This is a genomic window from Marininema mesophilum, from assembly GCF_900106775.1.
Taxonomy (GTDB): domain Bacteria; phylum Bacillota; class Bacilli; order Thermoactinomycetales; family DSM-45169; genus Marininema; species Marininema mesophilum.
On record NZ_FNNQ01000009.1, the window covers coordinates 44,716 to 68,504 of the forward strand.

Consider the following 23,789-nt stretch of genomic DNA (forward strand, 5'->3'; position numbering starts at 1 on the left):
AGAGCCAACGATAAACGTCAGCCCTTACCATTTCCTTCTATGCCACATTTTTACGCTACGTGAATCGTACCCACATCTACCTTTAAAGCAACAGGCAGCCCATCCACACCTTGGGATATGTTTACTTCTTTGCGGTCATCTTGTGGGCCATCTGTCATCTCACTTCCAAAGTAAACATGCCCAATCCGTGTTTTTGCATCTAGTCGGTAAGTGGACCCCTCAGGAAGATCGAAAAAAATCTCCCCGGTCATCACACGGGCTTTGATCGGTTCTGTTAACTCAGACCACCCTGCATGAAGGGAACCTGTGGTAATATTCGCATCCAAGCCACCTGTACATTGACTCACATAAGCAGTACCTGCCGTGATCGATAGTTCCATTTTTTTTGCGCGTACCTTGTGCACATTCACAGTTCCTGCAACTACTCGTTGAGTTAGGTTGTTTGTATGAAGATGATTGATTCGAATATCCCCTGCTTCTAACCTCAATTTTAGTTCACTCAATGAAATTCCCTCAGCCTCTGCAAGACCTTGATAATTGAATCGTCCTGCGCGGATCTCCACAGATAGCCGATGACTATATGCTTGAGGGATTCGAACTTCCATCTTTGGAGCCGATCGGGAAATCCACTGGAGAAACCTCTTTCGAGTTACTTCCACATGCAATTCCTTCCCCTTTTGCTCCATCGTTAATTGGGTCTGATGATTTCCAATTAACGTCACCTCAACATCCTCACGTTCCTCATGGTAAATCAACATATCTCCTCTAGGCAAAATAATTTGAATCTCTTCGACTTCTGATATAGCCGCTGTCAAGGTTTGTGTTCTCTTCACTACGTATCCGCCCTTCCCTATATTCCATAATAGTAGCCGATTACGATAAGGATAAAGGATACTTTAGTACTGGAGAACAACCCAGCGGGGGATGTCATATCCGCCTCTAGATGGAAATTATGGATATCTCCTATCTTTGGCAAATAGGTACTCTCAGCCGACCATCCCCTATCGATGCGATTCTTGCTGAGTCCATCATATACCTATCCCACTATTTTCACTGTAAAGCTACCTTCATAGTTGAATCCCCCCGATGCTCTCTAAAAAAGCGAACCATATTGGGTACATAGTCCACTAGATCAGGGCAATGTATCCCACCTTCGGATAAAATCCTCGTCGCCTCGGTAGAATCGTAGACAGAGGGGTGGTAAATATAAGCGATGGTTTCGGGTCCCAGCTCTAAATATCGACGGACAGTAGAAAATTTCAGTAGGATCTGTGCAATCGATTTTGGAAAATTATATGTCGGTTTCTTCGCTAGCAGTTCCCGGCAAAACATTCGATAGATTTCACGAGCAGGATATGGCGAAGAGTCGGTCAAGTGCAATGCCTTCCCCACCGCTTGTTCGGATTTAGCAAGATACACCGTTGCTCGAATAATAAAATCCACAGGAACAATATTTAATACCTCGTTCCCCTTACCAAGATAGGGAACAGGACCAAGGGGCAGCTTATCCAAAAAACGCAACATAAAATAAGGCCCATCAAACTTAATCGTCTCTCCAGAAGCGGAATCCCCTACCACTACACCCGGACGGATAATAGTTGTAGGCACTCCTTCTAAGGCTACCACTCGCTTCTCGGCTTCAAATTTCGTTTCTTCATAATAATTTTTGAAGCCTTGTCCTTCATCGAGCTCATTCTCCAATACACGTCCTGTACGGTCACCTGATACATAGGCTGTACTAAAGTATATATATCGGTCTAAAGATGAAAGTGATTTCAAAAATTGGTTTACATTTTCCGTTCCAATCACATTCACCTGGTAGGCGAGATCTTTAGGCACCGCCAAATCATAAATAGCCGCCAAGTGAAAAAAGTGCGTTACCGTTTCGCTGAGAGCTTTTATATCCTCAGAAGATACGCCAAGGTCTAGTTTGGTAATATCCCCAACAAGTAAGGTCACCCGTGGATCCGAAGAAGTTAAACGACTAGCTTTTTCCATCTGTGAGGGATGAATGAGAAAAGTAAATCGGGTCGTAGCATCATCCGCTGCCAAAGCGCGATAGAGACGTTGGGAGATAAAACCTGGAAAGCCTGTCATCATCATATGGTTTGCCATGTTCAAACCTCCTTGGTCAAGATGACAGCTAAAGAGCAATCATAGGGATCGATTAGCTCCATTTACCCGAAAATCCCGCACGATGGCGGGATTCAGGAGATGTAGCTCTTTCAAAAATTCAATCCGATCCATTGGATCAGCTAAAAGGAAGAAGCGTCATACTTTCCAAGTACGGTTTGCAGCTTCATCGCCTTACTCATATCCCCTTTAACTTTCAGTTTCCCTGTCATAAAAGCAGCGGTGGTATTGAGATTACCGAGTAGCATCTCTTTAAAGTTTTTATCACTCATCTCGATCGTACAATGGGCATCACCATGCTCACCTTCTTTTACCTCAGCGGTACCCTTGTTCAGGTGTAGTTCATAGATACCTCCATCGTCTCCTGATAATTTAAAGCGATAGGTGGTCTCCATTCCCTCAATCGGCTTTGGATCTTCCTGCAGCTTCTCCTTGATTACCTGGAATACACGAGATGTCGTCATTTCTGTCATAGCCAATCCCTCTTTTATCATAGATTTTTATAAACCTTCAGATATTACTTTCTTTTGGATCTGAGTTGTTCCTTCATAGATGGATAAAATCTTAGCATCCCTCATCCACTTCTCTACAGGGTAGTCCCTCATATATCCATAACCACCCAGGATCTGCACGGCATTTGTAGTAACTTCCATCGCCGTCTCAGCGGCAAATGCCTTGGCCATGCTTCCCTCTACCGCACAGCTTTCTCCGCGATCAGCTAGTTCAGCTGCCCGCCAGGTTAAAAGGCGTGCCGCATCAATCTTGGTCCGCATATCCGCCAACATATGAGCAATCGCCTGGTTTTTAAAGATCGGTTTCCCAAACTGTACGCGCTTCCTTGCATAGTCCAAGGCATACTCATATGCCGCCCGGGCTACACCTACCGCCGCCGCTGCCACCGCCGGACGAGAATACTCTAACATCTGCATCGCACCAAAAAAAGCAAAATTCTCCTGGCCTAAAAGATTTTCTGCTGGGACACGCACATCCTCCAGAATCACATCTCCTGTATGGGAAGCACGAATCCCCATCTTCCTCTCCTTTTTCCCACCGGTAAGTCCTGGAGTATCGCCTGGCACGACAAAAGCGGAAACTCCCTGATACCCCCCTTTAGGATCAGTGCGAGCAAAAACTACATATAGATCAGCGATTCCTCCATTGGTGATAAAACATTTGCGTCCATTGATGACCCATTCACCCCCATCACGCACCGCCCGTGTTGAAAGCGCATTCACATCAGACCCTGCTCCAGGTTCGGTAAGAGCCATCGCTCCGAGACGAGGATTTTTTGGATCACATAAATAGGTGATCCATTTTTTCTTTTGTTCTTCTGAGCCCATATAATAAATCGGCAAACCAGCAAGACTGATCACCGAGAGTGAAGTTGCGATCCCTGCACAACCCCAGAATAGCTCCTCACCGATGAGGCAAGCGGCCATGACACTGGTAAGTCCACCACCACCATATTCTGTTGGGCAAGCATAGCTAGTTAAACCAACCTCTGCCGCTTTTTTAAAGACGTCCATCGGAAACTCTTCACGCTCGTCATACTCCATGGCTACTGGACGAATCTTTTTTTCAGCAAATCCGTGAGCCCATTTACGTAGCTCTTCCTGTTCTGCTGACAACTGAAAGGATAACGAACCTTGAGATGAGCTTTGGCTGAGCATCGATTTCCCTCCTATCCATACGTACTGGTAACTGGCATCTACCCTTCATGCAACGGATTCAAAGCAAGCATAGTGAAAGAATCCACCACAATTCGATTTAGCAACCGGGCCAGTTCATCGATATCCATTTTATTATCCGTGTCGGCAATTTGTTGAATGACCACTTCATTGACTGCCCCAACCATCCCACGAGCGACCACTCGAATCGCTGTATCTGAAACTGATTGTGGCATGCCGCGCTGGGCTGTCTGATAGATTAGATGAGAGAAGCGTATATGGGCATTTCGACGCACTTCCTCCACCTCAGTACTAAAACCGACGGAGGATACCAATAAAAACCTAGCTACTGCTTCCCGCTCCGTACACAACTGGATATAGCGTCTAATTCCTGCATAGCCTTTATGGGGAATTTTTTCTTCTCTTTCAATCGCATCTTGAACCTCACTAAGGATTTCTCCTGCCAATTGCTCAACCAATGTAGTGAGGAGATTTTCCTTGCTGGCAAAGAACTGATAGAACGTCGTTTTTGATACACGCGCCCGCTCGACCACTTCCAAGATGGTAGTATCACTATAGTTGTGTGATGTGAAGAGTTCCAGCGCAGCAAACAAGATTTTTTCCCGAGCTTTAACAGGCATAGCCGATGTAAATAGCAACAATTCCATGAATAGACACCTCTATAGTACCAGTACGTACTCGTATTGTAATGAGACTTTTCTTATTTTGTCAATCAAAAGATTTCCAATCACCTTCTGTCCACTCTACGTTCTTGTGATACACTTTAATGCAACAGGAACATTCTGAAAAATAGGATGTACTGAATGTCGATTTATTAGTGAGGTGATCCCATGAAATCTATTGATACCCTGGTCAACGAACAAAAAACCTTTTTTCATTCCGGTAACACACGACCCATCGATTTTCGTAGAGAACAATTGGCTCACTTACGAGAGTGGATTCGCACCCACGAAGCACATGTGATGGAAGCTTTAAAAAAGGATTTAAATAAATCCACCCATGAAGCATATGCCACCGAAGTTGGTATTTCACTAAAAGAGATTAGAACGGCCATCCGTAATGTGAGTCATTGGTCTCGCCCTCAGCGGGTCCCCACATCGATGATCCACTTTGGGGCTAAAAGTTGGATTCAACCAGAGCCATATGGTACCGCTTTAATTATTGGTCCCTGGAACTATCCTTTCCAACTTATCATTGCTCCACTAGTAGCCGCCATCACTGCCGGTAACTGTGTGGTGATCAAGCCCTCGGAATTGGCTCCCCATACTTCTACCCTCATCAGAGGAATGGTAGAAGAGTTATTTGAGCCTGCCTTTGTTACCGTGATCGAAGGGGATGTACAAACAAGTACAGAACTGCTCGCGCAACCCTTTGATACAATCTTCTTTACAGGAAGTGTTCCTGTAGGGAAAATTGTGATGGAAGCAGCCGCCAAGAACCTAACCCCCATCACCCTAGAGCTTGGTGGCAAAAGCCCTGTCATTGTGGATCGAGATGCCAACATCCCACTTGCTGCTAAGCGGATCGCATGGGGGAAAATCACCAATGCTGGACAAACCTGTATTGCCCCGGATTACCTACTTGTTCATCGAGAGGTAGAAAAACCTCTCATCCAAGGGATTCAAGCCGCGATCAAGGAGAACTTTGGTGAGCATCCGTTGAACCATCCCGACTACCCTCACATCATTAATCGTCGTCATTTTGATCGTCTCTCTCTTCTGCTCGGAAAAGGGGAGATTATCGCGGGAGGTGCGATGAACTCTGAACTACCTGCCATCGAGCCTACCTTAGTGAGTGGTGCCAGCTGGAATGATCCGATCATGGAGGATGAAATTTTTGGCCCCATTCTCCCCATTATCCCCTTCGATGATCTCGATGACGTCATTGAAAAAATTCGTTCTAAACCAAAACCACTCGCTCTATACTATTTCACCAATTCAAAGAAGAATGAACAAAAGATACTCCAGTCCCTTCCCTTTGGTGGTGGTTGTATCAACGATACTCTGATGCACTTTGCTAGCCCTTATCTTCCCTTTGGTGGAGTAGGGCCTAGTGGAATGGGAAGCTATCACGGTAAAAGTGGCTTTGATGCTTTCTCCCATCACAAAAGTATCTTAAAGCAAACGACTCGCTTCGACTTCCCCTTCCGCTACCATTCTAGTAAAGTCGGACTATCCGTCCTTCGTAAGCTATTGCGCTAATCTGCTTATTCCATTTATCCCATTAACGTTCTATTATAAGAAAAACCCGGACACTCTTTGTCCGGGTTTTTTAATCGCAAATTATTTTAACAATCAGCCACTCTTTTCCTGGGCTGATTCCTCGCCGTCACACCCGAAGCAGAGGACGTTACCGTCTGCCTGAGTCACCCCATTGATAAACCCATCCGTACAAAACACTGGTTTACCACAACGAACACAGTTACCAGCTAACTCAATCAAGACAGTTCACCTCCACCTCATCTTGCAGCACATCAAGCGGGTTTTCCTCGGTCTCTATCTTTTATAACCGATATTAAGAGAAAGAAAACCCTCTTATCATCGAGATGATATGGAACAATTTTTCTCTACCCATTCATATTCCAATATCGACATACAATCAAGAGTTAGATACCTCTCACCCAATCGTCTACATTCTCGCAAACTCCCTTCCTTGCGAAATCCAACTCTCTTATAACAAGAAATAGCGGAAAGGTTATTATTAAAGACAAGTAAGTCAATCCGATGCAGTCCTATCTCTTTAAATCCCATCCGAACCACTTCTCTAACCATATCTGTCCCGATTCCTCTTCCCTTGATTTGGGGATTAATCAACACACGAGATAATCTAGCTAATCGATTCTCCATATCTATGTTATTCAACTCGATATGCCCAATCATTTCACTAGTTGTTAAATCAACTGCCTTAAAAATACGCCGCAAAGGCTGCTCACCCTTTGTGACCTGCCAATGTGCGTAAAGTTGCTCCTCTGTTAATGGATAGTGAAAGGGCGGTCCAGCCCACTGTAGTAAGAACTCAGGTGTGTCTGTCCAGGATATCAATGTAGAAAAATCCTCTGGGGATATCGCTTCTAGTCTAAGCATCCTTACTGCCTCCTTGATTCATCATACACTCTCCATCTGATCAGCACGAATCCTTTAGTTCTCTAGAAACCTGTCAAAAAATAATCTCCTAAAAAGTCATCATGCCATCTAACGGTAAAACGCTATTTTTGAAGTTTACCTAAAAAATTCGCGTTTTTATCCATTCTGGTAATGGGTATAAAAAATAGAAGAATAGGAGGTCTCACTATGAAAATCATCACCTTACCTCGCAAATCACTTAACCCAATGGCTTTACCTGGTATGGGTCGTAGCATAGAGATCTATGATATTTCCGAAGAGTATAGTCATCAAATCCGTCATGCATTTTCACGCAAGGAACTGTTTGTCCAATTTGAAGATGGAAAAGAAACCACCTATCCTGTGATCAATATGTGGCCTGATCCCCATGATGCAACACGGATTACGTTATTCATTGAGTAAAATTCAAAGATAATTATTGAAAATTTCCTCTTATAAAATCTACGCCCAAAAAGGTGTAGTTTTTTTTGCTTTTTACTCGACCTGACAGATGAATTTGTTTAAAATAAATATAGCCCAATATTGAGGAGGTATATTTTATTGAAACGTTTATCTGTACTTGTTCTCATCTTCACTCTTTGTTTAATAGGCACAGGTTGCGCAGAATTAGAAAAAGATCTTAATAAAGAACTTGATGCCAAATCAAAAAAGGATAAACAGGATAAGAAGAAAGAATCTGACTCTGAGGCGGTCGCCCCTAATGAAACCTTTAAAGAAGTTAGTTTTCAACGGATCAACTGGATTTCCAATGCTCCAAATCCCGAACCTAATCCAGGCATCTGGCTCTATAACAGTGATAAACATCCCGCTGGATTAGATGATCAAGATTGGGTTAATAATGACTTACTTTATGTACAAGTAAGAGATACGCCAGATTATGAAGATAAAAACATTATTATCGAAAAGTTACAGGTTACAGGTGATGATATTGTTAAAATTATTGTTTCTTGGGAAGACGATTACGGCCGCGAGAACCCACCACGGGAGTGGGCTACTGTAGATACTGGTTCCTTAGATGGTAAGAAATTCGTCGTACAAGATACAAATGGCAGTAAGCTTAAAACTAATTAAAAACCCCTGGCGTGATCTTACCCCCGTCAACAAATAAAAGCAACGACATTAGGCAACCTTAGTTCGGTACTCAACCAGACTAAGGTTGTTTAGTTTCTTTTGGAATCGCTTCAAATCCACTTCTTCATCCGCTTCTCTAATGTTCCTGTGAACAACTCCAACTGCGTATGGTCAGGATCAAGGAAATTAACTACTTGTCCACCTCCGCGCTCTTCCGGCCCACGTATGATATGTACACCGAAGGATTGTAGTCGATGAACTGCTTCATCGAAATCCTCATCCGCAATCGAAAAAGCCACATGATCTATACCTACGGTTTTGTCCACTATAGAATCCACTTTTTCTGATTCTATCAAACAGATCCACGCATCTCCCCATTCCAGATAGACATCCTTTCTACCACGATGAGCCACATCCATTTGTAGTATTCCTTCATAAAAATCCAAGGATGCCTTCAGATCTGATACCCGAATCGTTATGTGATTAAATCCCTTTACCTTCATTTTAGAGCCTCTCTTCATCTCTTTCAGTGCTCCCTCAACCTTATCGAATCCTTCCTTCAACCGAATACTCTTCACCCAACACTCACCTTAATATCGTAGGTGCCATTACTTGTTACAACTCCCTCTCGATTTACGATTCGATAAGGGATGGTGAGCGTGAAATCTTCATCCAATAATCCTTGAACAAATTGCAGCTCCGCTTTATTTTTCCAATGGGGTAAGATGGTCCACTCATGATAGGGGATCCCTTTTTCGAACCATGGATGATTGTTTATCCCAGGGGGATTAAGGCAGACAAATAAAGAGAGATCATCGCATAAACGAAGAAAATCCAACCCCTCAGCAAGGTGTGTTACTTCCTCCTCGGTCATTTTTTCTTTAAGGCCCTTTTGTCGTTGATCCTCATCTTTGAGAAATTGAAGTTCCTCAGGTACGGATGTGCCTGTAAAAAATGATGCATAATGCATGCTACACAGACAGCCTGCCACCTCATCTAATTTCTGCACACGATCTAATCCATGACGATAAGTAACCAGTTTCTCTGTAAGTGGATAATCGATAAAAGAGTACGGGTGTCCTGTTTCTGGATGAGTCCGCACTTCATGATCAAGCTCCTCCCAGCCTACATCATGCCACCAAGCAGCTTTTCTCAATGAAACATCCGGTCGTCCACCAGCGATCCAGTGATCTGCAAACTGTCCCGATATTTTACCATGATCATGTTGTCTGATTAGGAGAAAACCATCTTCACTCTCACGGACAATCATACTCTCACATCCTCTCTCGTCTGACGCTCGCTTTCATCCCAACCCTGAAGGGCTTGGTTTTCCCGCTCGCAATCTATAATACAGTTTGTGTGTAATCCTTGCTATCGTTGATCCCGTCCGTTTTTTTGGAAAAGGGGAGCTTAGAAGTTTGGGCGGACAAACAAAAATAGTATTCAAGTACATACATTGGTGATGTAGGACTTTGATTTTGATCGAGGAGGAGGTCCCATGACCAAAGAACAACCGTCCCAAAAGAAAAAGGCAAAACCAATCTCAGAAAAAGTAAAGACAAAGGGGCAAGACCCACCTGCCCAGGAATTTTCTTCGCAAGATTTTGGAGCTCAAAACGGCAACACACATGATTTTAGCAAAGCCCAGTATCCCTATGGATATGACTGGGCACACCCGGCTGTCAGCCAATTCGGATATGGGTATGGACATAATCACTGCGATCCCTATGGATTTACCCCAACCGATCAGCAAGCCTTTGCTCAACAACCGCCAGGCGAAGACCCATCACCTTCTAACTTTGAAGAAAGTACAGATACCTCTCAATATCCCTACTATCCAACTTACCCTCCACCCTATATTCCACCACCACCCGCCTATTACCCACCCTACTACCGTCCACCTCCCTATTATCGCCCGGTTTACCCTTACTACCCACGTCCTCGTCCTTATCCCTATCCACCCCCTTATTGGCGCCCTTACTAATACGAAAAGCCCCCGGAGGATTTTCCGGAGGCTCTTTCTTTTTATATTAATAATCGATCGTTATTACAGCGCGTCGTTTTTGAAAATCTGTATCCGGATAGTAAGCATCCGCTACCAATAGATTAGGGCCGGTGCAACGTGCCTCTGGGCAAAAACAGTGAAGCCGTTTCGATGCTTCATGTTCCAACCACCGATCAAAAATAGTATCTAATCGATCCGTCTGGATATTTCCCAGAGGGGGAACATCGCCAAAATCCGTAACAATTACTTCTCCATTGAAAACATTCACATTTAAGCGATTGCGCCCATCGGGATCATGGCGAACTGTAATGTTTTTCTCCTGATGAAGGCGGAGCCAAAGCTCTCGATCCGCTGGATTTTCACTACACGGGTAAAAAGGTAAGGTACCAAATAAGAGCCAAATGGAAGGGTCTCGTTTATCTAGTAAGGCGGTAATCGTCTCGCGAAAGGTATCCAGAGAGATCAAATCCATTCCCCTCGCAAAATCACTGGGATAAAGAGGGTGGACTTCATGGCGAGCACACCCCATCTCTACGATAGCCTGGTGCATTCCTGTGAGATAGGGAGCGGTGAAGGGTGAAAGTAGTGTCTCCGCGGATACAAAGACACCTTGCTCCGATAATGCACGCGCATTGTCCATCATACGGTCAAATAAAACCGCCGCTGCCTTTGGTGTTACATCTCGTCCATATTTCTCAAAGGCGATCCGATGAAAATCAGCCGCATCCCGATAATTCCATGAGATATGTAAAACATCAAGATCTTCGATCCAGCCCTGGTACCGGTTTAAGGGAAGGGTAAGGTTAGAATTTAGCTGTGTATAGATTCCTCGGGAGCGAGCGTAGCGCAACAAGGGAGTGATCGTCTCTTTCACTACCTTTGGATTTAAAATCGGCTCGCCACCTGTAATACTTAACGTTGTCAGCGTTTCAACTTCCTCTAATCGTTGGATCAATTTCTCTACTGAAATAGAAACGCCTTCTTCTGTCACTAACATCTCGCCTACTGCACAATGTTCACAACGTAAATTACATAGTTGTGTAACGGTAAATTCTACACTGGTTAGCTCATATTTTCCCTTTTCACTTCGATTAAACCAAGGATCCCATGGATCCCTCTGTTGCATACTCCATTGCGTCATCATCGTACTACCCTCTCTGGTCATCCGACCATCCCCCGTTTCTTTCCTATAAAACAATGGATGAGTATACCGTACTACCAGCCCATCCGTCAAACGGGATTTAGCGATCTATTTCTCTTCCAAAAAGGCTTTTAGCCCCTTCTTTCCTTTTGCCAACCCTCTTTGTCCTACGCAAAAAACAGATCCCTTCATCTCCACTAAATGAGCGGACCGTAACATTCGTAAGTGGTGATGGACTGTGGTCTTGGGAAGATTCATTTCCTTCGCTAATTCCTGTAAGGTACGTTGCTTTTGTTGAAGCAATTTTAAAATCCGGAGTCTTTTCTCATCACCCAGTGCCTTATGAAAACGAATCAGCGTGGATGGAGGTGTCGATGAATCTCTCTCCCCTGATAAGCTTTCATCGGATACTGGGTAATAGAAGATTCGGGTACCTGGTGCACTTCCTTGGATCGTCCAAGGCCGATAGACTACTTGAGGAATGAGTACCACCTGATGGACAAATGGTTCTGGTGAATAAGAGATCCCTGTCATCTCTTCTACCTGTTGCTCTGATGTAAGGGAGCGGATTCGTTTTTCCCTCCCCTTCACCTCACGCTGCAAGACCTCCCCTAACCAAACAGCATTCGGGGTCACAACTTGTTGATACCATTCCTGAAAAACAAAGGTTAATTTATCTTTGAGTGTAGGCACATCAGCTTCTATTATATATCGGATATAAGAGGGGAACATCGGGTTTTGTTCCCCTGCTTGAATCAACTCTGCGATGGCTCTCGTGTCTTGCTGTACCGCCAATTGACGGATATCCTCCCACTCATTACCTAGATAAGGAAGCGCATAATAACGAAATCTCTCATTCTCTAGTCCTTTCATCCAATCGAGAAACTCTCCTAAATCATGGCTTTCACTCTGAAATAATAAGTGTAGGAGGGTTTTCCATGTATTTTGTTTCTTCACCTCCTCAAGTTCTATTTGTAATGGTAAAGGTAATGAATCAACTATGCTTTCCCAATAGGAAGTGGACTTTTCTAAAGTAGGGTGAATCTCTGTGTAAGTAGCAGCGGCAATACCTAATACTGCTTCCCATAGCAATGAACTGTCCCACTTCACTTGATAGGTATGTCGTCGCATCCCCCAATCCAACATACTCACAATGATTCCCCCTCAACGATTCTTGTGATCAACCTATCTTACCGTATCATTATTATCCTTTGCACTTAACGGGTCTACCTACGCATCAGCTCCCTTTTCTGCGCATAAAAGGTTAAAATAACATGCTAAGGGGGAAGCGTAATGACAGCATACCACCTTATCCCTGGTCCGGACCCAGCTTCCGCCACATCCGACCCAATCCGCTCTTATTTGGCTGATCCTCTCGGCCATATGTCCATCCTTTATGAACGTTATGGAGATGTTGTTGCTCTCGTTCGCGGGGGGAATCCTGGACTTTATCTACCCGAAACCACGACAACCGGAACAGTCTTCGCCTTCGGCCCAAAACAAGCAGAGGTCATCCTACGGAATCCTACTCAATTTCACTCTCATTCCCTTATAAGTCCTTTATTTCCAGAATGCGAAAATAAAGATAGCTCACTACGGCGGATAACAACCGGCTTATTTAGCCACAATGGCTCTGTGCACCAATGCCAGCGTAAAAAAGTGATGCCACCTTTTCAACGCTCCTTTGTTGAAACGTTTTCACCAGATATCACCTGTATTACAGCCGAAATAACCTCCACTTGGGATCAAAAAGGCCCGATTGATCTAGCACAGGAGTCGACTACCCTCGCTTTAGCTATTCTGTGGCATATTGTGCTAGGAGAAAAGGGAAAAGAGTATCCCCATCTCCTTTCTCATACACGGAGTTGGCTAGAGCACCTCATTGGAGCAAGTAAAGGATATACTCTTAATCTGCCTGACAATCCTCAAGATCGGGTTCGGGATGAAGCTTCATCCATCGAGGCTACTTTTCGGCGCCTCTGGCAAGAAGCTTTGCAAAAGGAGCAGAGTATACTCACCCAGTTGTGTCGCCACGCTCCCCAGGGAGCAGCGCTCTCTGAAACCGAGGGCATCGGTCATCTTTTTACTTTTGTAATGGCTGGATATGAAACAGTCGCCTCCTCCATCCTTTGGACACTCTTTCTCCTGGCAAGTCACCCTAACCAGATGGCTCAATTAACTGAGGAAATCGAAGGTCACCTTAATGGGGGGGATCCATCAGCGGAAACGATCAGACACATGACCTATCTGGATCATGTTATTAAAGAAAGCCTCCGTGTTCTCCCCGCTGCACCTATTTGCTGGAGAATCGCGCAACAAGGTGCTCACCTTGGTCCTTGGGAAATACCTGCTGGCACCGAGGTAATTTACAGCCCCTTTCATATCCATCACCTAGCAGGGTTCTACGATCAACCAAACACCTTTAGTCCGGACCGCTGGGCAACTCTGCGTCCATCGGCCTTTGAGTATCTACCCTTTTCAGCAGGACCTCGCAAGTGTATCGGTGCCTCCCTCGCTACTCACATTATTAAGGGAGTATTGATCTATCTCTTACCCCGCTACCACTTTCAACTCCCTGATCGAATCAAAGTCAATCTACAAGTAGGGATCACTCTCCAGCCTGCCGCAGAGCTACCCATGAAGATCATTCCCCGTCATCTCGCCTCTCCAACACCTAGTGAAATAGAAGGCAACATTCGTCATCATCTAAAGTTTCAATAGATACAACCCAAAAAGCAACCTTGGTCTGATTGTATAGACCAAGGTTGCTTTTTTTGATATTGCTTCAGTTAGCATGAAAAGGTCGTGTGTCTAGAATAGACTGAACCTGTTCACGAGCGGTTTCCGCTGCTACTTGCATCATCGTCCGTACTTCCACTTTCCCATGCTCGGAGACCAAATGCCTTGTCAATGCATCTGGAATCCGGTCGCACAAGGTAAGAATATGTTCCCGTAGCAAGCGAAGCATAGCCACTTCCCCATGGATGGGGCGAGAAGCATAATCTAATGCCTGCGCCCACTCCTCTACCTCATACAGTGGTAATGGATAAGAGCGACCAGGCTCAGCCAAGGCCCATTTAATCCGTTGAGCCATCTCCATATCGAAATCGACTAGCTGTAAAATTGTGTGGCGAATGGTCGTCCCCTCACGAGTAACCCTGTCAAGTTCTTCCTCTGTCATGCCAATGATCACACCATCAAGAAGATCAACGCCTTTTTCATACAGAGAAAATAATTCCTCTTGATCAAGACGACGATCTTCACAGAATGCTATCTCATATCCATCGGGATCCTTTAGGATTAGTAACTGCTCCACACCAGGGTACTCTTCCAAATAGAGATCTATCACACCTAAATGCGTCAATCGTTCTTGATGAAACAGTAGGTTTTCCCCTGGGAATACCATCCTCTCTCCCCGACTAACTTCTTCAATCTGAGGGGACTTTTCGGATATTGTAGCTTCCTCAGCAGGTCCATTTGGGGAATCCTCTGTGATTTCACCGATCAGATCCTCTGTATACATCTTTTCATCTAGCTCTTTTTCTAGCTGCGTCTCAGTTTCGGCTTGCTCTTCTTTTGGTTCCGATTCCACCTCTGGTGTAGCTTCCTCGGATTGCGTCTCTCCCTTATTATGCTCATCAGGAGGTGTTTGCTGAAATAGCTCTACTTCCTCAGAGCGAGTCTCTTCCTGGTCTTCCTGAAAGGAACCTCCAAAGGGTTGAGGCCGATTCTCGTTAACAAAAGCCTCAACGTCCAATTCCCGATTAGCCGTTACAATTAAACGGTCACCCGGAGTGCTAAAGAGCACGGTTTCTCTCTCTACATCATACCGCTCCATCGTAAAACCAATCTTGTCTCTGTAAAAGAGCAAAGATGTATGGAAATCGTTTACTCGTAATAGTTTAAAAGGAGTTTCCTCATTCACCCTAAAACCTCTCCTTATATCAAAATCGACGGTTCCGGGTGTTCACACGATTGGGGTCCCCACCCCGCCAATTCGTTCCGGACGCCGGAAATAAGCAAAAGCGCCATAACTTGACGCGTTTCAGAATTAATGTATCAGAGCCAATCCAACCCATCAACTAATATGATAAAGATTTAAAGAGTCCACCACAGGTAATTGATGGGAAAAGGCGCCGACTCTGATTACGGCGCCCTCAATCATTCTAGCCGTTCCCTACCCATCCATAACAGAACAGAAATGAGAACAAATGCGACCAATGCTAACAAGGGTATCGTGATAAATCCTAGCCAATTAATATAATCTTGGGAGCAAGGAACTCCCTCCGTACAAGGGGCCATAGCTGCTAATCCAGGAACTTTCTGCTCCAAATAATGGAAGAGGGAGACGAACCCACCGATGATACTCATGGGCAAAGTATAGGAGATAATCCCTCGATCTCCCCGATAGGATGCTATACCCAGAATCAGAGCAAGCGGATACATAAAAATTCGCTGGATCCAGCACAATTTACAAGGTACAAAACTAGCTACTTCGCTAAAGTACAAACTCCCACCAAGAGCGATCAACGCTACCAACCAAGCCAGGTAAAGGCAATATTGCCGCCACTCCTTCACTGGACGCGTTTCCCTTCTTTCTCGATCATTTTTTTCAGTTTAGGATAATCGAAAATCACCTTGATATCCACGGGTTTACCATTGATAAAGAGGGCAGGGGCACCTGTCACTTTAGCTTTATCCGCTATCTCCTTATCTGCCTGCACTTCATCTTCATATTTTCGTTCTTTAATATCCTTGGCCAATCGCTTATAATCCAGCCCGGGTACATTTTCCTTCGTCATTTCTACCATATATTCAGGAGTAGCCCATGTCTGACTTTCATCCCCCTGATTATCATAGATAGCATTGTAAAATTTCCAAAATTTATCCTTATCCTGTGCATACACCGCTTCTCCAGCGATCCCCGCTGTTACGGAATCTTCACCAATAAATTGATTGTTGATAAAGTACAGGGAGGCTTTGTCTGTATCTAAAAAATCTTTTTTCAATTGCGGATAAATTTCCTGCTTAAATCTTTTACATACTGGACATTTATAGTCCCCCAGTTCAGCAATCTTCACCTTCGCTTTAGGGTTTCCCTCTACAGGTTGCTTATCATAGCGAAAAGCGGAGGCAGCTACACGATTCGTATCTGCGTCACTGGAACTGGAACTAGACAGTACTAGAGATAAAATTCCCGCTCCTAAAGCAAGCACAATGACAGTAATTAATGTAAGATCACGTATCCGGCGAGATCGCTCTTGCTCACGTTTTTGAGCTACTTTTTTCTTGGAATTTTTGTTATTCTTACCCTTTCCCATTCTTCTCCCCCCATTCCGCAATATCAAAGAGTCCCCTACTATCCACCATCATACTCTTGTCTCCGATCCTTTTCAACGATGGGAAAACTTCTCTTAACTCCTTTGCATTGATTGACAAAAATCACCATGCTATTTACGAGTTTTTCTATTGATATAAATCCGATGAGAAGCTTTTACCTTCTCCTCTAGTTAAGATACCATGGAAGTATACTGAATACACGGAGGAAATACCAGATGAAATCCCACTCAAAATGGATCACGTATACTATTCCAACCGAATGGAACAATCACAGCGTTACCGATGTCTTAAAAGGCCCCCTTCTGCTATCTAATCGGATGATTAACCGATTAACCCATATGAAGGGGTTGCGTCTAAATGGTAAAAAAACATGGCTTAATAAGAAGTTAAAAGAAGGGGACCGACTCCAAGTAGCTGTACGTCCCCACGAAACAACAGAGCTAGTCGGAGAGCCTGTGCCCTTTACTACGGTTTGGGAAGATCCAGATCTCTTGATTGTAGATAAACCGGCAGGTATTCAAGTTCATCCAGTAAAAAAAGGGGAAACAGGTACTCTCGCCCACGGAATCACCCAGCGTTGGCAAGAAGAAGGTTTGGAGGCAAAAGTACGACCTGTCCACCGACTGGATCGGCACACCTCAGGCCTCTTACTTGTGGCAAAGTCAGCCTATGCCCATCAGCTCATGGATCGAGAATTACGTGAAAAACGGATAAAGCGCCACTATCTAGCCATTCTCTCTGAACGTTTTGACAAGGAAGTGGGCGAAAAAGGCACAATCCAAGCACCTATTGACCGAGAAGGAAATCATCCCTTACGTCGCTGTGTAAAAGATAGTGGTGAGCGAGCGGTTACCCATTATCAAATCATCGCCCATGCCGCTGATGCTACCCTTGTACACGCAGAGCTAGAGACAGGGCGAACTCATCAAATCCGGGTTCATTTTGCTCATCTTGGGCATCCCCTCTATGGTGATACCTTATATTATGGATCAAAAAACTATATTCGCCGCCAAGCTCTACATGCTTGTCAACTCTCCTTCACCCATCCCTTGACTCATGAAGATATCGCAGTAAGTACTCCTCTTCCTAAGGACCTTTCTCAACTGGCTAACACTCTTGGTCTACAAATACCTACAGAATTTCTTGATAAAGCAAATAAAGCCCATCCATAACATGGACGGGCTTTAGACGGGTTTTTATGTCATGGTTTATACTCGCCACTCGATTCCAACTAACGATCTTTTTTGTGCGTCGAGGACGAGTTTTCCTCCCATATCTCTTCCCGCGACATCCGCTACGTAGACAACCCTACCATCTCTAATCTCACGTTGTAGCTTTTTTATTTGACTTTTAGGGTGTAATTTCCCAACGATCACACGTTGGGCTTCCGACATGGTTATTTCCGAAGGAGCATCATGTTTTTTTGGGGTGGGAGCCATTGTTTTTGAACTGATCTGGCTTCGATCCATCTCTGAACGGCTTTCTTCCTGATCGGGGTCCAACCTACTATCTCTTGACTGAATTACATTATAAGTACCCATAATTGTGGATGAACTGAGTACTATGACAACAGCCATCCCCAGCCATTTTAGTATCATATCGTTCCTCCCCTCATCATTGTGACCAAGGGAATTCCCATCATCAGACGAGGTAATGGCAACCCTGTGAAGAAACATCCATGATTCCTCCAATCTCTGTTACTCTTACAACGAATACGAGGGCTCCTTCGTTTCATTTATTTTTTAAATAAAAAAAGGCACCTCTTCAGGTGTCCTCCACAAGGGTCTTCATCAATGATATCGTGCAGAATTGGACGAATCATCCCAATCCCTTAACTTTCCATCCTGGGCCATTTTCATCTTTAGCATCTCTACTAAATACATACCTACCATTTGTATTACTTCATCGTCTTCCATCTCTTTAATCAGCTTCATCATATCATTACGATACTGATCTTCAAGAATACTGATGACCACAGATATTGCGTTATCTTCATCTTCACCCAGTTGATCTCTATATAAAGAGTAAATGTCTTCAACGAATCGCATGGATAAGTACCCCCTTCTTCAGATATTGTAACGCAAACATCTTTCCCATGCGAGAATAACCTTGTGCGTTTGTTAAACTGTACTGGGGTAAGGAAAAGATTCCGGAACCCAGGTTATACTTATGAAGGAAGAGGAGGACTTCTATGCCCATCCGACACCTTACTGGGATCGCATTAATTGCTGCCATCTATGCAGCACTCACTTTAGCTGTAGCACCTTTCTCCTATAGCCTTGTCCAGTTCCGCATTTCAGAGTGCTTAACTGTACTCCCTTGGTTTACCCCGTTAGCCATCCCTGGCTTGTTTCTCGGGGCACTCATCGCCAACTTATTTAGTCCTGTGGGGTTTTATGATATGATCTTCGGCAGCCTTGCTACCTTCCTTGCTGCGTGGTTAACAGCGAAAATGCCTCGTCCCTGGCTAGCTCCCCTCCCCCCAGTACTCGTCAATGCATTGATCATTGGCATCCTTCTTGGCACAGTAAGCGGCCTCGGTGTAGTCATTCCCGCTGCCATGCTCTACGTAGGAGCGGGACAACTTGTCGTCTGTTATGGATTAGGTCTTCCCCTTTTGCATGTTCTTGAACGATACCGGGATAGAATCCCTGGAGCCGATCCTAGCGACAGAGCGGAAAAGTAGGTTAGACGGCCCTCATCATTTCATTGGATGCCAGCGACGCTTCCAGGAATGCTGTATCGCTCCTTTTTGTTGCAATTGATGCGCCAGCACATCTCGTAAGAACTCGGGGAGGAAATATTCGATTTCCTCCCCTTTTTCCATTTCTAAATACCCCACACCAAAGGTAAACATATCAATCGTCGCCACCTGATACCGCTTCTTATCCTCTAAGGGTACACCCTTGATCATCACCTCACGTAAACGCTCCATGGGTGGGGCTGATAAATCATAGGTCGCCTCGATTCCAGCCATATTGATCGTGCCTAATTGTTCGCCGCGAAAACCAAATCCCTTAATTCGCCGATTCTTAAACTCCTTTACCAGTGCTTGCTCCAATGTCAACCGAATGCTTTGCCCTGAGAGCCTCATCCGACACGGATTGATGGGGTGAGGACAAATTTCGTGCAACCGACCTCGCGAAACATCCCCCATCTCTAGTCCTCCGAGGAGTTGTCCCGCATTAACCAAGGAACAGTCTGCATCCATCCATGCTAAAAGACCATCTGCAAGTAAATTGCCTAAGGCAGACTCTTCATTCCAGTCAATCGGAAGGGGTTCTTGCAACTGTAGGATGGGCTTAGCTAAAGCATACTGAGCACTCTTACCATATTGAAGAATCTTTTGTTCAATCCCTCGATCCGCCTTGATCTTTTCAACAGGCAGGCACCGCGCCGACATGCCCATGATTCGTCTCGTTCCCTGCTCCATTTCAACAGTTACATGCCCCACATGTTCACCAAATTTCCCGGCTGCAGCGATCATTGTCGAACCTACCCATTCAGGGGTTTCCAAGAGATGATGGGTATGACTACCCAATATCACATCAATTTCCGGTACAAGCTCTGCTAACCGTCGATCATGACCCAGACCAAGGTGAGAGAGGACCACGATGAGATCCACTTCTTGGCGTAGTTTAACAACTTCCTTTGCCAATACCTCGAAGGGATCTTCCACATCCCAACCAAGTAATTCATAGACCGTTGGGAAGGAAATGGTCACCCCGAGAAAGCCGATACGACATCCCTCAACTTCTCGTACGGATTTCCTTTTGATCCATGAAGGGGTCTTGCCTCCTAAATCCTTTACATTGGTCGCTAATACTGTAAAGGGGGCATCCTGGTACAAGGAAGTTAGCTCTTCCTTAGAAAATGTAAGAAGTTCATTGTTCCCCAAAGTCACCATTTGATAACCAGTAGCACTCATGATTGCTCGGTTAGCCAATCCATTGGTACCTTCCGTCTCTATGCGAACCCGGTCCATATAATCCCCAACATCTATGGTGAAAAAGGGTTCATCCGAACCTTGGAGATATTTTCGCAACGTCTCCAAAACCGTATGAATGCGAGGCATCTGATCAAAATGACTGTGGATATCATTCGTATGTAGGATATGTACTCGGATTCGTCGGTGCAAAAAACTACCTCCCTTCATTTAGAAAATCCTTCTACAATCATTTTCAGTGCTACACAGACAATCATGATCCTTAAAGCAATTAGAATCCCCTGACTGCTCATTCGATTGGAAAGCCACGCTCCAAGATTCCCGCCCAAGTATGCACCTGGTGCGATCCAAAGCACAGCCCACCAATCCACATTTCCCTGGGTAAGATGAACACTGGAGCCAACCAATGACGACAAAAAGATAAGAAACATGGATGTAGCGGTAGCTACATGGGCTGGAAAACGAAACACGAGCAACATCACCGGCATCATCAATGCTCCGCCGCCGATTCCAAATAAACTAGAGATAATACCTACTACAAAAGAAACAGTAAGGGCAATAGGAAGATGGTATCCGTATCGGTTTATATTCCCGTCTGGGTCTATGAATTCCCGCTGTACACTCCATTGGATCTGTTTGAGATTCAGTCGATTGCGGAAAGTTAACAACCCGGCGACCACAATCATGAGAACTCCAAAGCCAATATTAAACTCCTTTGGGCTGAAAAAATTGGTTAAGTACGCACCTAGGATCGAACCTGGACCACTACCTAAAAAAAATATCCATCCACTTCGGAAGTCTACCCGATTTTGCCTAGCATACGAAAAAACAGAAGATAAGGCCGTAATAATGATCAGGACCAGTGATGTGCCGACAGCAATTTGTGGGGTAATCTCACTATAACTGGGGTAGATGGTTGCCAAAAACAAGAGTGCAGGGACTGTAATGATTCCACCACCCAGTCCCACTAAGCTACCAATCGTTCCCGAGATCAATCCGATCAGGACCAGGACCAACCATTCCATTCATATCGTTCCCTTCCATCATCGAGGCTGTTTCTTTTCTCTAGAGTAGTCTAACTAAGGGATCATGGTCTATACGGCTAATCCGATCCAGTTTGGCTATTTATTAACCATGATAACGATTTTCCCTGTTCCTCTGTTTTCAATCAAAAAGTGCCTAAGTAGAAAATCATTCACCCTTTGATTACAGCTCTTAATTGAAGAATACCACAAGAAAAGTCCGCCCCATAGTAGAAAGGGCGGACTCATCCATCGTTTTCTATCTGACCTGGGTCTCTTGGCTTTAACCAGGTCGATTCTCAAGTTTGATCCTCCGATAGATCGATTGTAATAAAGCTTGTTTTTTATCCCATAAACTGCCAGATAGATCTACATGATACTCCTCAGGATTGAGTAAACGAGTATGCTCTTCCCAAAATAGCTCACGTTGTTCACTATGATAGTTACGGATCTCTTCGACTGAGGGTAAGTCATACACACGTTTCCCATCTTTGAAGATGGGCCGAAGTAACTCCACTACCCGAAATTGATCAACCTCTTTTTTACGATAGGTATGAACTGGATGAAAAAGAGTAAGCGGTTGTTCCTCATCGATTGAATGCCCTTCTTCCATAATGAGGTCTCCCCTGGCCTTTTCCGTTTGACGATCAATCAAGCGAACCACTTTCTTTAATCCTGGTGTCGTCACTTTCTCAGGGTTGGATGATATCTTGATCCTCGGTTGCCATTCGCCATCCTTCTCTCGAGCAACTAGTTTATATACAGCTCCAAGTGCCGGCTGATCATAGGTGGTAATCAGCTTCGTTCCAATACCCCATGCATCAATCTCGGCTCCCTGATTTTTTAAACTTTGAATCGTATATTCATCAAGATCGCTGGATGCAACAATTTTGGTCTGCTTAAATCCTGCCTCATCCAGCATCTGGCGAGCGGCTTTGGAGAGAAAGGCTAAATCTCCACTATCTAGACGGACTCCCTTTAATTCATACCCTTGTTCACGTAACTCTTTCCCTACTTGAATAGCATGGGGAATCCCGCTCTTAAGCGTATCGTAGGTATCTACCAACAGGATACAATCATTTGGGAATGCATGCGCAAAGGTGCGAAAGGCCTCTAACTCACTATCAAAGTCCTGTACCCAAGAATGAGAGTGTGTTCCACTTGTCGGTATCCCAAACAACTGTCCTGCCCTTACATTACTCGTTGAATGAAAACCCGCCAGATAAGCCGCACGCGTTCCCCATAAAGCCGCATCTGACTCCTGTGCTCGACGGGTGCCAAATTCCATCAGGAAATTCTCCCTAGCAACAGTACGAATACGAGCCGCCTTCGTCGCAATTAACGTCTGATAACCAATAAAGTTAAGGAGAGCCGTCTCTACAAACTGTATCTCCATGGCACTGCCTTCCAGACGAAGGAGTGGCTCATTTGGGAAAACAATCGTCCCCTCTCGCATCCCATAGATATCTCCAGTAAAACGAAACTCGCGAAGCATCTCTAAAAATTCAGGTTCATAATTCTCTGGTTGTTGAGAGAGATAGTGAATCTCCTCATCGCTAAAGTGGAGGTTCTCTAGATAATCGACGGCTCGTTCTAATCCTGCAAACACAGTATATCCGTTTCCAAATGGAAGGGTACGAAAATATAGATCAAAGGCCTTTCGATCACGGTGGCTACCATTTTTCCAATGAGCATACATCATCGTCAGTTGATATTTATCAGTATGTAAAGCTGGGATCTTTGGTATATGCATATCGTTCACTCCAGTCAGCTACGGTGGATGATACCACCCTAAGGCACTATTTGATAAGACACTGGGGTAAACGTTCCCCCACGTATAAGAAAAGCAGACAACTTCGGATCTTCTTTAATAGAAAGAATCCAACACATTAACTCTGGATGATGCCATTCCTGGATATCCCTTGAGGATGGAACCGCTGCGGTATTTGGGTGAGAATGAACGATTCCCAACCAATCCAATTTAGAATCTCTCATCTCCTTCAGTGCATGGATGTAGGAACGAGGTTCAAAGGAGTAGGATTGACTACTTTCATCCTGGTTAACCACCGGATAAAATCGGCTGATTTCTGGCCCCATCCCCGCTAGGATTCCACAACCTTCCTGCGGTAGTTGTTGAGTGCAGTATTCTTGTAATGCCTGAACAACTCCACGCTTTATCGTTATCCTATCGAGCACACTAGTGATCGGAGGAAAATGCACGCTCATATTCATAGTAGGTTTATTCATTTCCCCATTGTATTCCATTAAAATCCCCTCAGCAAAATGCGCAAATTTGACACCAACTTTCGACACTTCCCTAT

At 44.6% G+C, this 23,789-nt stretch carries 27 protein-coding genes; 7 read left to right on the forward strand and 20 right to left on the reverse strand.

Annotated elements, in window-relative coordinates:
• Positions 1–50: 50 nt before the first annotated feature.
• The 5 genes from BLV90_RS09750 to BLV90_RS09770 all read right to left on the reverse strand — a co-directional run bounded on the left by BLV90_RS09750 (position 51) and on the right by BLV90_RS09770 (position 4,468).
• A complete protein-coding gene (locus tag BLV90_RS09750; RefSeq protein ID WP_143035032.1) occupies positions 51–833 on the reverse strand; it encodes a DUF4097 family beta strand repeat-containing protein in 783 nt (260 codons plus the stop codon).
• Positions 834–1,050: 217 nt separating this feature from the next.
• A complete protein-coding gene (locus BLV90_RS09755) occupies positions 1,051–2,115 on the reverse strand; it encodes an SDR family oxidoreductase (RefSeq protein ID WP_091739999.1) in 1,065 nt (354 codons plus the stop codon).
• Positions 2,116–2,255: 140 nt separating this feature from the next.
• Positions 2,256–2,606, reverse strand: coding sequence for an SCP2 sterol-binding domain-containing protein (locus tag BLV90_RS09760; protein WP_091740002.1), 351 nt, complete (start codon positions 2,604–2,606; stop codon positions 2,256–2,258).
• A 27-nt stretch (positions 2,607–2,633) separates the two neighbouring features.
• Positions 2,634–3,803 (reverse strand): acyl-CoA dehydrogenase family protein, encoded by a 1,170-nt coding sequence (locus tag BLV90_RS09765; RefSeq protein ID WP_091740005.1) that lies wholly within the window; start codon positions 3,801–3,803, stop codon positions 2,634–2,636.
• Between the two features lie 38 nt (positions 3,804–3,841).
• A complete protein-coding gene (locus BLV90_RS09770) occupies positions 3,842–4,468 on the reverse strand; it encodes a TetR/AcrR family transcriptional regulator (protein ID WP_091740008.1) in 627 nt (208 codons plus the stop codon).
• Between the two features lie 183 nt (positions 4,469–4,651).
• Here BLV90_RS09770 and BLV90_RS09775 point away from each other — a divergent pair, with 183 nt between their 5' ends.
• Entirely contained in the window at positions 4,652–6,022 is a 1,371-nt protein-coding gene (locus BLV90_RS09775; protein ID WP_091740011.1) for an aldehyde dehydrogenase, read from the forward strand.
• 93 nt (positions 6,023–6,115) lie between these two features.
• Here BLV90_RS09775 and BLV90_RS16255 read toward each other — a convergent pair whose 3' ends face one another.
• Both BLV90_RS16255 and BLV90_RS09780 read right to left on the reverse strand, forming a co-directional pair.
• Positions 6,116–6,262 (reverse strand): hypothetical protein, encoded by a 147-nt coding sequence (locus BLV90_RS16255; RefSeq protein WP_177167989.1) that lies wholly within the window; start codon positions 6,260–6,262, stop codon positions 6,116–6,118.
• Positions 6,263–6,358: 96 nt separating this feature from the next.
• Positions 6,359–6,904: a GNAT family N-acetyltransferase gene (locus BLV90_RS09780; protein ID WP_091740014.1), complete on the reverse strand. Its 546-nt coding sequence runs from the start codon at positions 6,902–6,904 to the stop codon at positions 6,359–6,361.
• A 207-nt stretch (positions 6,905–7,111) separates the two neighbouring features.
• Here BLV90_RS09780 and BLV90_RS09785 point away from each other — a divergent pair, with 207 nt between their 5' ends.
• Together BLV90_RS09785 and BLV90_RS09790 are read left to right on the forward strand one after the other, a co-directional pair.
• Complete coding sequence (locus tag BLV90_RS09785; protein WP_091740017.1) at positions 7,112–7,345, forward strand: hypothetical protein; 234 nt, start codon at positions 7,112–7,114, stop codon at positions 7,343–7,345.
• A gap of 138 nt (positions 7,346–7,483) precedes the next feature.
• The gene (locus BLV90_RS09790) at positions 7,484–8,014 is read left to right on the forward strand and encodes a hypothetical protein (RefSeq protein WP_091740020.1); all 531 of its coding nucleotides are present in this window, start codon (positions 7,484–7,486) and stop codon (positions 8,012–8,014) included.
• A gap of 110 nt (positions 8,015–8,124) precedes the next feature.
• Here BLV90_RS09790 and BLV90_RS09795 read toward each other — a convergent pair whose 3' ends face one another.
• On the reverse strand, positions 8,125–8,517 hold the full coding sequence (locus BLV90_RS09795) for a VOC family protein (RefSeq protein ID WP_091740290.1): 393 nt from the start codon (positions 8,515–8,517) through the stop codon (positions 8,125–8,127).
• Between the two features lie 71 nt (positions 8,518–8,588).
• The gene (locus BLV90_RS09800) at positions 8,589–9,284 is read right to left on the reverse strand and encodes a DUF3891 family protein (protein WP_091740023.1); all 696 of its coding nucleotides are present in this window, start codon (positions 9,282–9,284) and stop codon (positions 8,589–8,591) included.
• Positions 9,285–9,512: 228 nt separating this feature from the next.
• On the opposite strand from BLV90_RS09800, the gene BLV90_RS16260 reads away from it, so the two are divergent.
• Positions 9,513–9,998 carry a hypothetical protein gene (locus tag BLV90_RS16260; protein ID WP_177167990.1) on the forward strand — a complete coding sequence of 162 codons (486 nt, stop codon included), beginning with the start codon at positions 9,513–9,515 and terminating at the stop codon, positions 9,996–9,998.
• 46 nt (positions 9,999–10,044) lie between these two features.
• Here the strand turns inward: BLV90_RS16260 and yfkAB are convergent, their stop codons facing one another.
• Both yfkAB and BLV90_RS09815 read right to left on the reverse strand, forming a co-directional pair.
• Positions 10,045–11,184 (reverse strand): radical SAM/CxCxxxxC motif protein YfkAB, encoded by a 1,140-nt coding sequence (gene yfkAB / locus BLV90_RS09810; RefSeq protein WP_245726312.1) that lies wholly within the window; start codon positions 11,182–11,184, stop codon positions 10,045–10,047.
• 84 nt (positions 11,185–11,268) lie between these two features.
• Entirely contained in the window at positions 11,269–12,306 is a 1,038-nt protein-coding gene (locus tag BLV90_RS09815) for an ArsR/SmtB family transcription factor (protein WP_245726317.1), read from the reverse strand.
• A 147-nt stretch (positions 12,307–12,453) separates the two neighbouring features.
• On the opposite strand from BLV90_RS09815, the gene BLV90_RS09820 reads away from it, so the two are divergent.
• Entirely contained in the window at positions 12,454–13,881 is a 1,428-nt protein-coding gene (locus BLV90_RS09820) for a cytochrome P450 (RefSeq protein WP_091740029.1), read from the forward strand.
• Between the two features lie 64 nt (positions 13,882–13,945).
• Here BLV90_RS09820 and BLV90_RS09825 read toward each other — a convergent pair whose 3' ends face one another.
• The 3 genes from BLV90_RS09825 to BLV90_RS09835 form a co-directional block, all read right to left on the reverse strand.
• Entirely contained in the window at positions 13,946–15,085 is a 1,140-nt protein-coding gene (locus tag BLV90_RS09825) for a DinB family protein (protein WP_091740032.1), read from the reverse strand.
• A 236-nt stretch (positions 15,086–15,321) separates the two neighbouring features.
• Complete coding sequence (locus BLV90_RS09830; RefSeq protein ID WP_091740035.1) at positions 15,322–15,738, reverse strand: disulfide oxidoreductase; 417 nt, start codon at positions 15,736–15,738, stop codon at positions 15,322–15,324.
• Entirely contained in the window at positions 15,735–16,481 is a 747-nt protein-coding gene (locus BLV90_RS09835; protein WP_091740037.1) for a DsbA family protein, read from the reverse strand. Before BLV90_RS09835 ends, BLV90_RS09830 begins: the two co-directional genes overlap by 4 nt.
• 234 nt (positions 16,482–16,715) lie before the next feature.
• On the opposite strand from BLV90_RS09835, the gene BLV90_RS09840 reads away from it, so the two are divergent.
• Positions 16,716–17,672: an RluA family pseudouridine synthase gene (locus tag BLV90_RS09840; RefSeq protein ID WP_091740040.1), complete on the forward strand. Its 957-nt coding sequence runs from the start codon at positions 16,716–16,718 to the stop codon at positions 17,670–17,672.
• A gap of 36 nt (positions 17,673–17,708) precedes the next feature.
• On the opposite strand, the gene BLV90_RS09845 is transcribed toward BLV90_RS09840, so the two are convergent.
• Entirely contained in the window at positions 17,709–18,098 is a 390-nt protein-coding gene (locus BLV90_RS09845; protein WP_143035033.1) for a hypothetical protein, read from the reverse strand.
• Positions 18,099–18,290: 192 nt separating this feature from the next.
• Positions 18,291–18,548 (reverse strand): DUF6154 family protein, encoded by a 258-nt coding sequence (locus BLV90_RS09850; RefSeq protein ID WP_091740047.1) that lies wholly within the window; start codon positions 18,546–18,548, stop codon positions 18,291–18,293.
• 143 nt (positions 18,549–18,691) lie between these two features.
• Here BLV90_RS09850 and BLV90_RS09855 point away from each other — a divergent pair, with 143 nt between their 5' ends.
• Positions 18,692–19,186 carry a QueT transporter family protein gene (locus BLV90_RS09855; RefSeq protein ID WP_091740050.1) on the forward strand — a complete coding sequence of 165 codons (495 nt, stop codon included), beginning with the start codon at positions 18,692–18,694 and terminating at the stop codon, positions 19,184–19,186.
• A gap of 15 nt (positions 19,187–19,201) precedes the next feature.
• Here BLV90_RS09855 and BLV90_RS09860 read toward each other — a convergent pair whose 3' ends face one another.
• From BLV90_RS09860 to BLV90_RS09880, 4 genes are all read right to left on the reverse strand, one after another.
• Complete coding sequence (locus BLV90_RS09860; protein ID WP_177167991.1) at positions 19,202–20,638, reverse strand: bifunctional metallophosphatase/5'-nucleotidase; 1,437 nt, start codon at positions 20,636–20,638, stop codon at positions 19,202–19,204.
• Positions 20,639–20,652: 14 nt separating this feature from the next.
• On the reverse strand, positions 20,653–21,471 hold the full coding sequence (locus BLV90_RS09865) for a sulfite exporter TauE/SafE family protein (RefSeq protein WP_091740056.1): 819 nt from the start codon (positions 21,469–21,471) through the stop codon (positions 20,653–20,655).
• A gap of 280 nt (positions 21,472–21,751) precedes the next feature.
• Complete coding sequence (locus BLV90_RS09875) at positions 21,752–23,221, reverse strand: nicotinate phosphoribosyltransferase (RefSeq protein ID WP_091740062.1); 1,470 nt, start codon at positions 23,219–23,221, stop codon at positions 21,752–21,754.
• Between the two features lie 38 nt (positions 23,222–23,259).
• Entirely contained in the window at positions 23,260–23,733 is a 474-nt protein-coding gene (locus BLV90_RS09880) for a M67 family metallopeptidase (RefSeq protein WP_091740065.1), read from the reverse strand.
• Between the last annotated feature and the right edge of the window lie 56 nt (positions 23,734–23,789).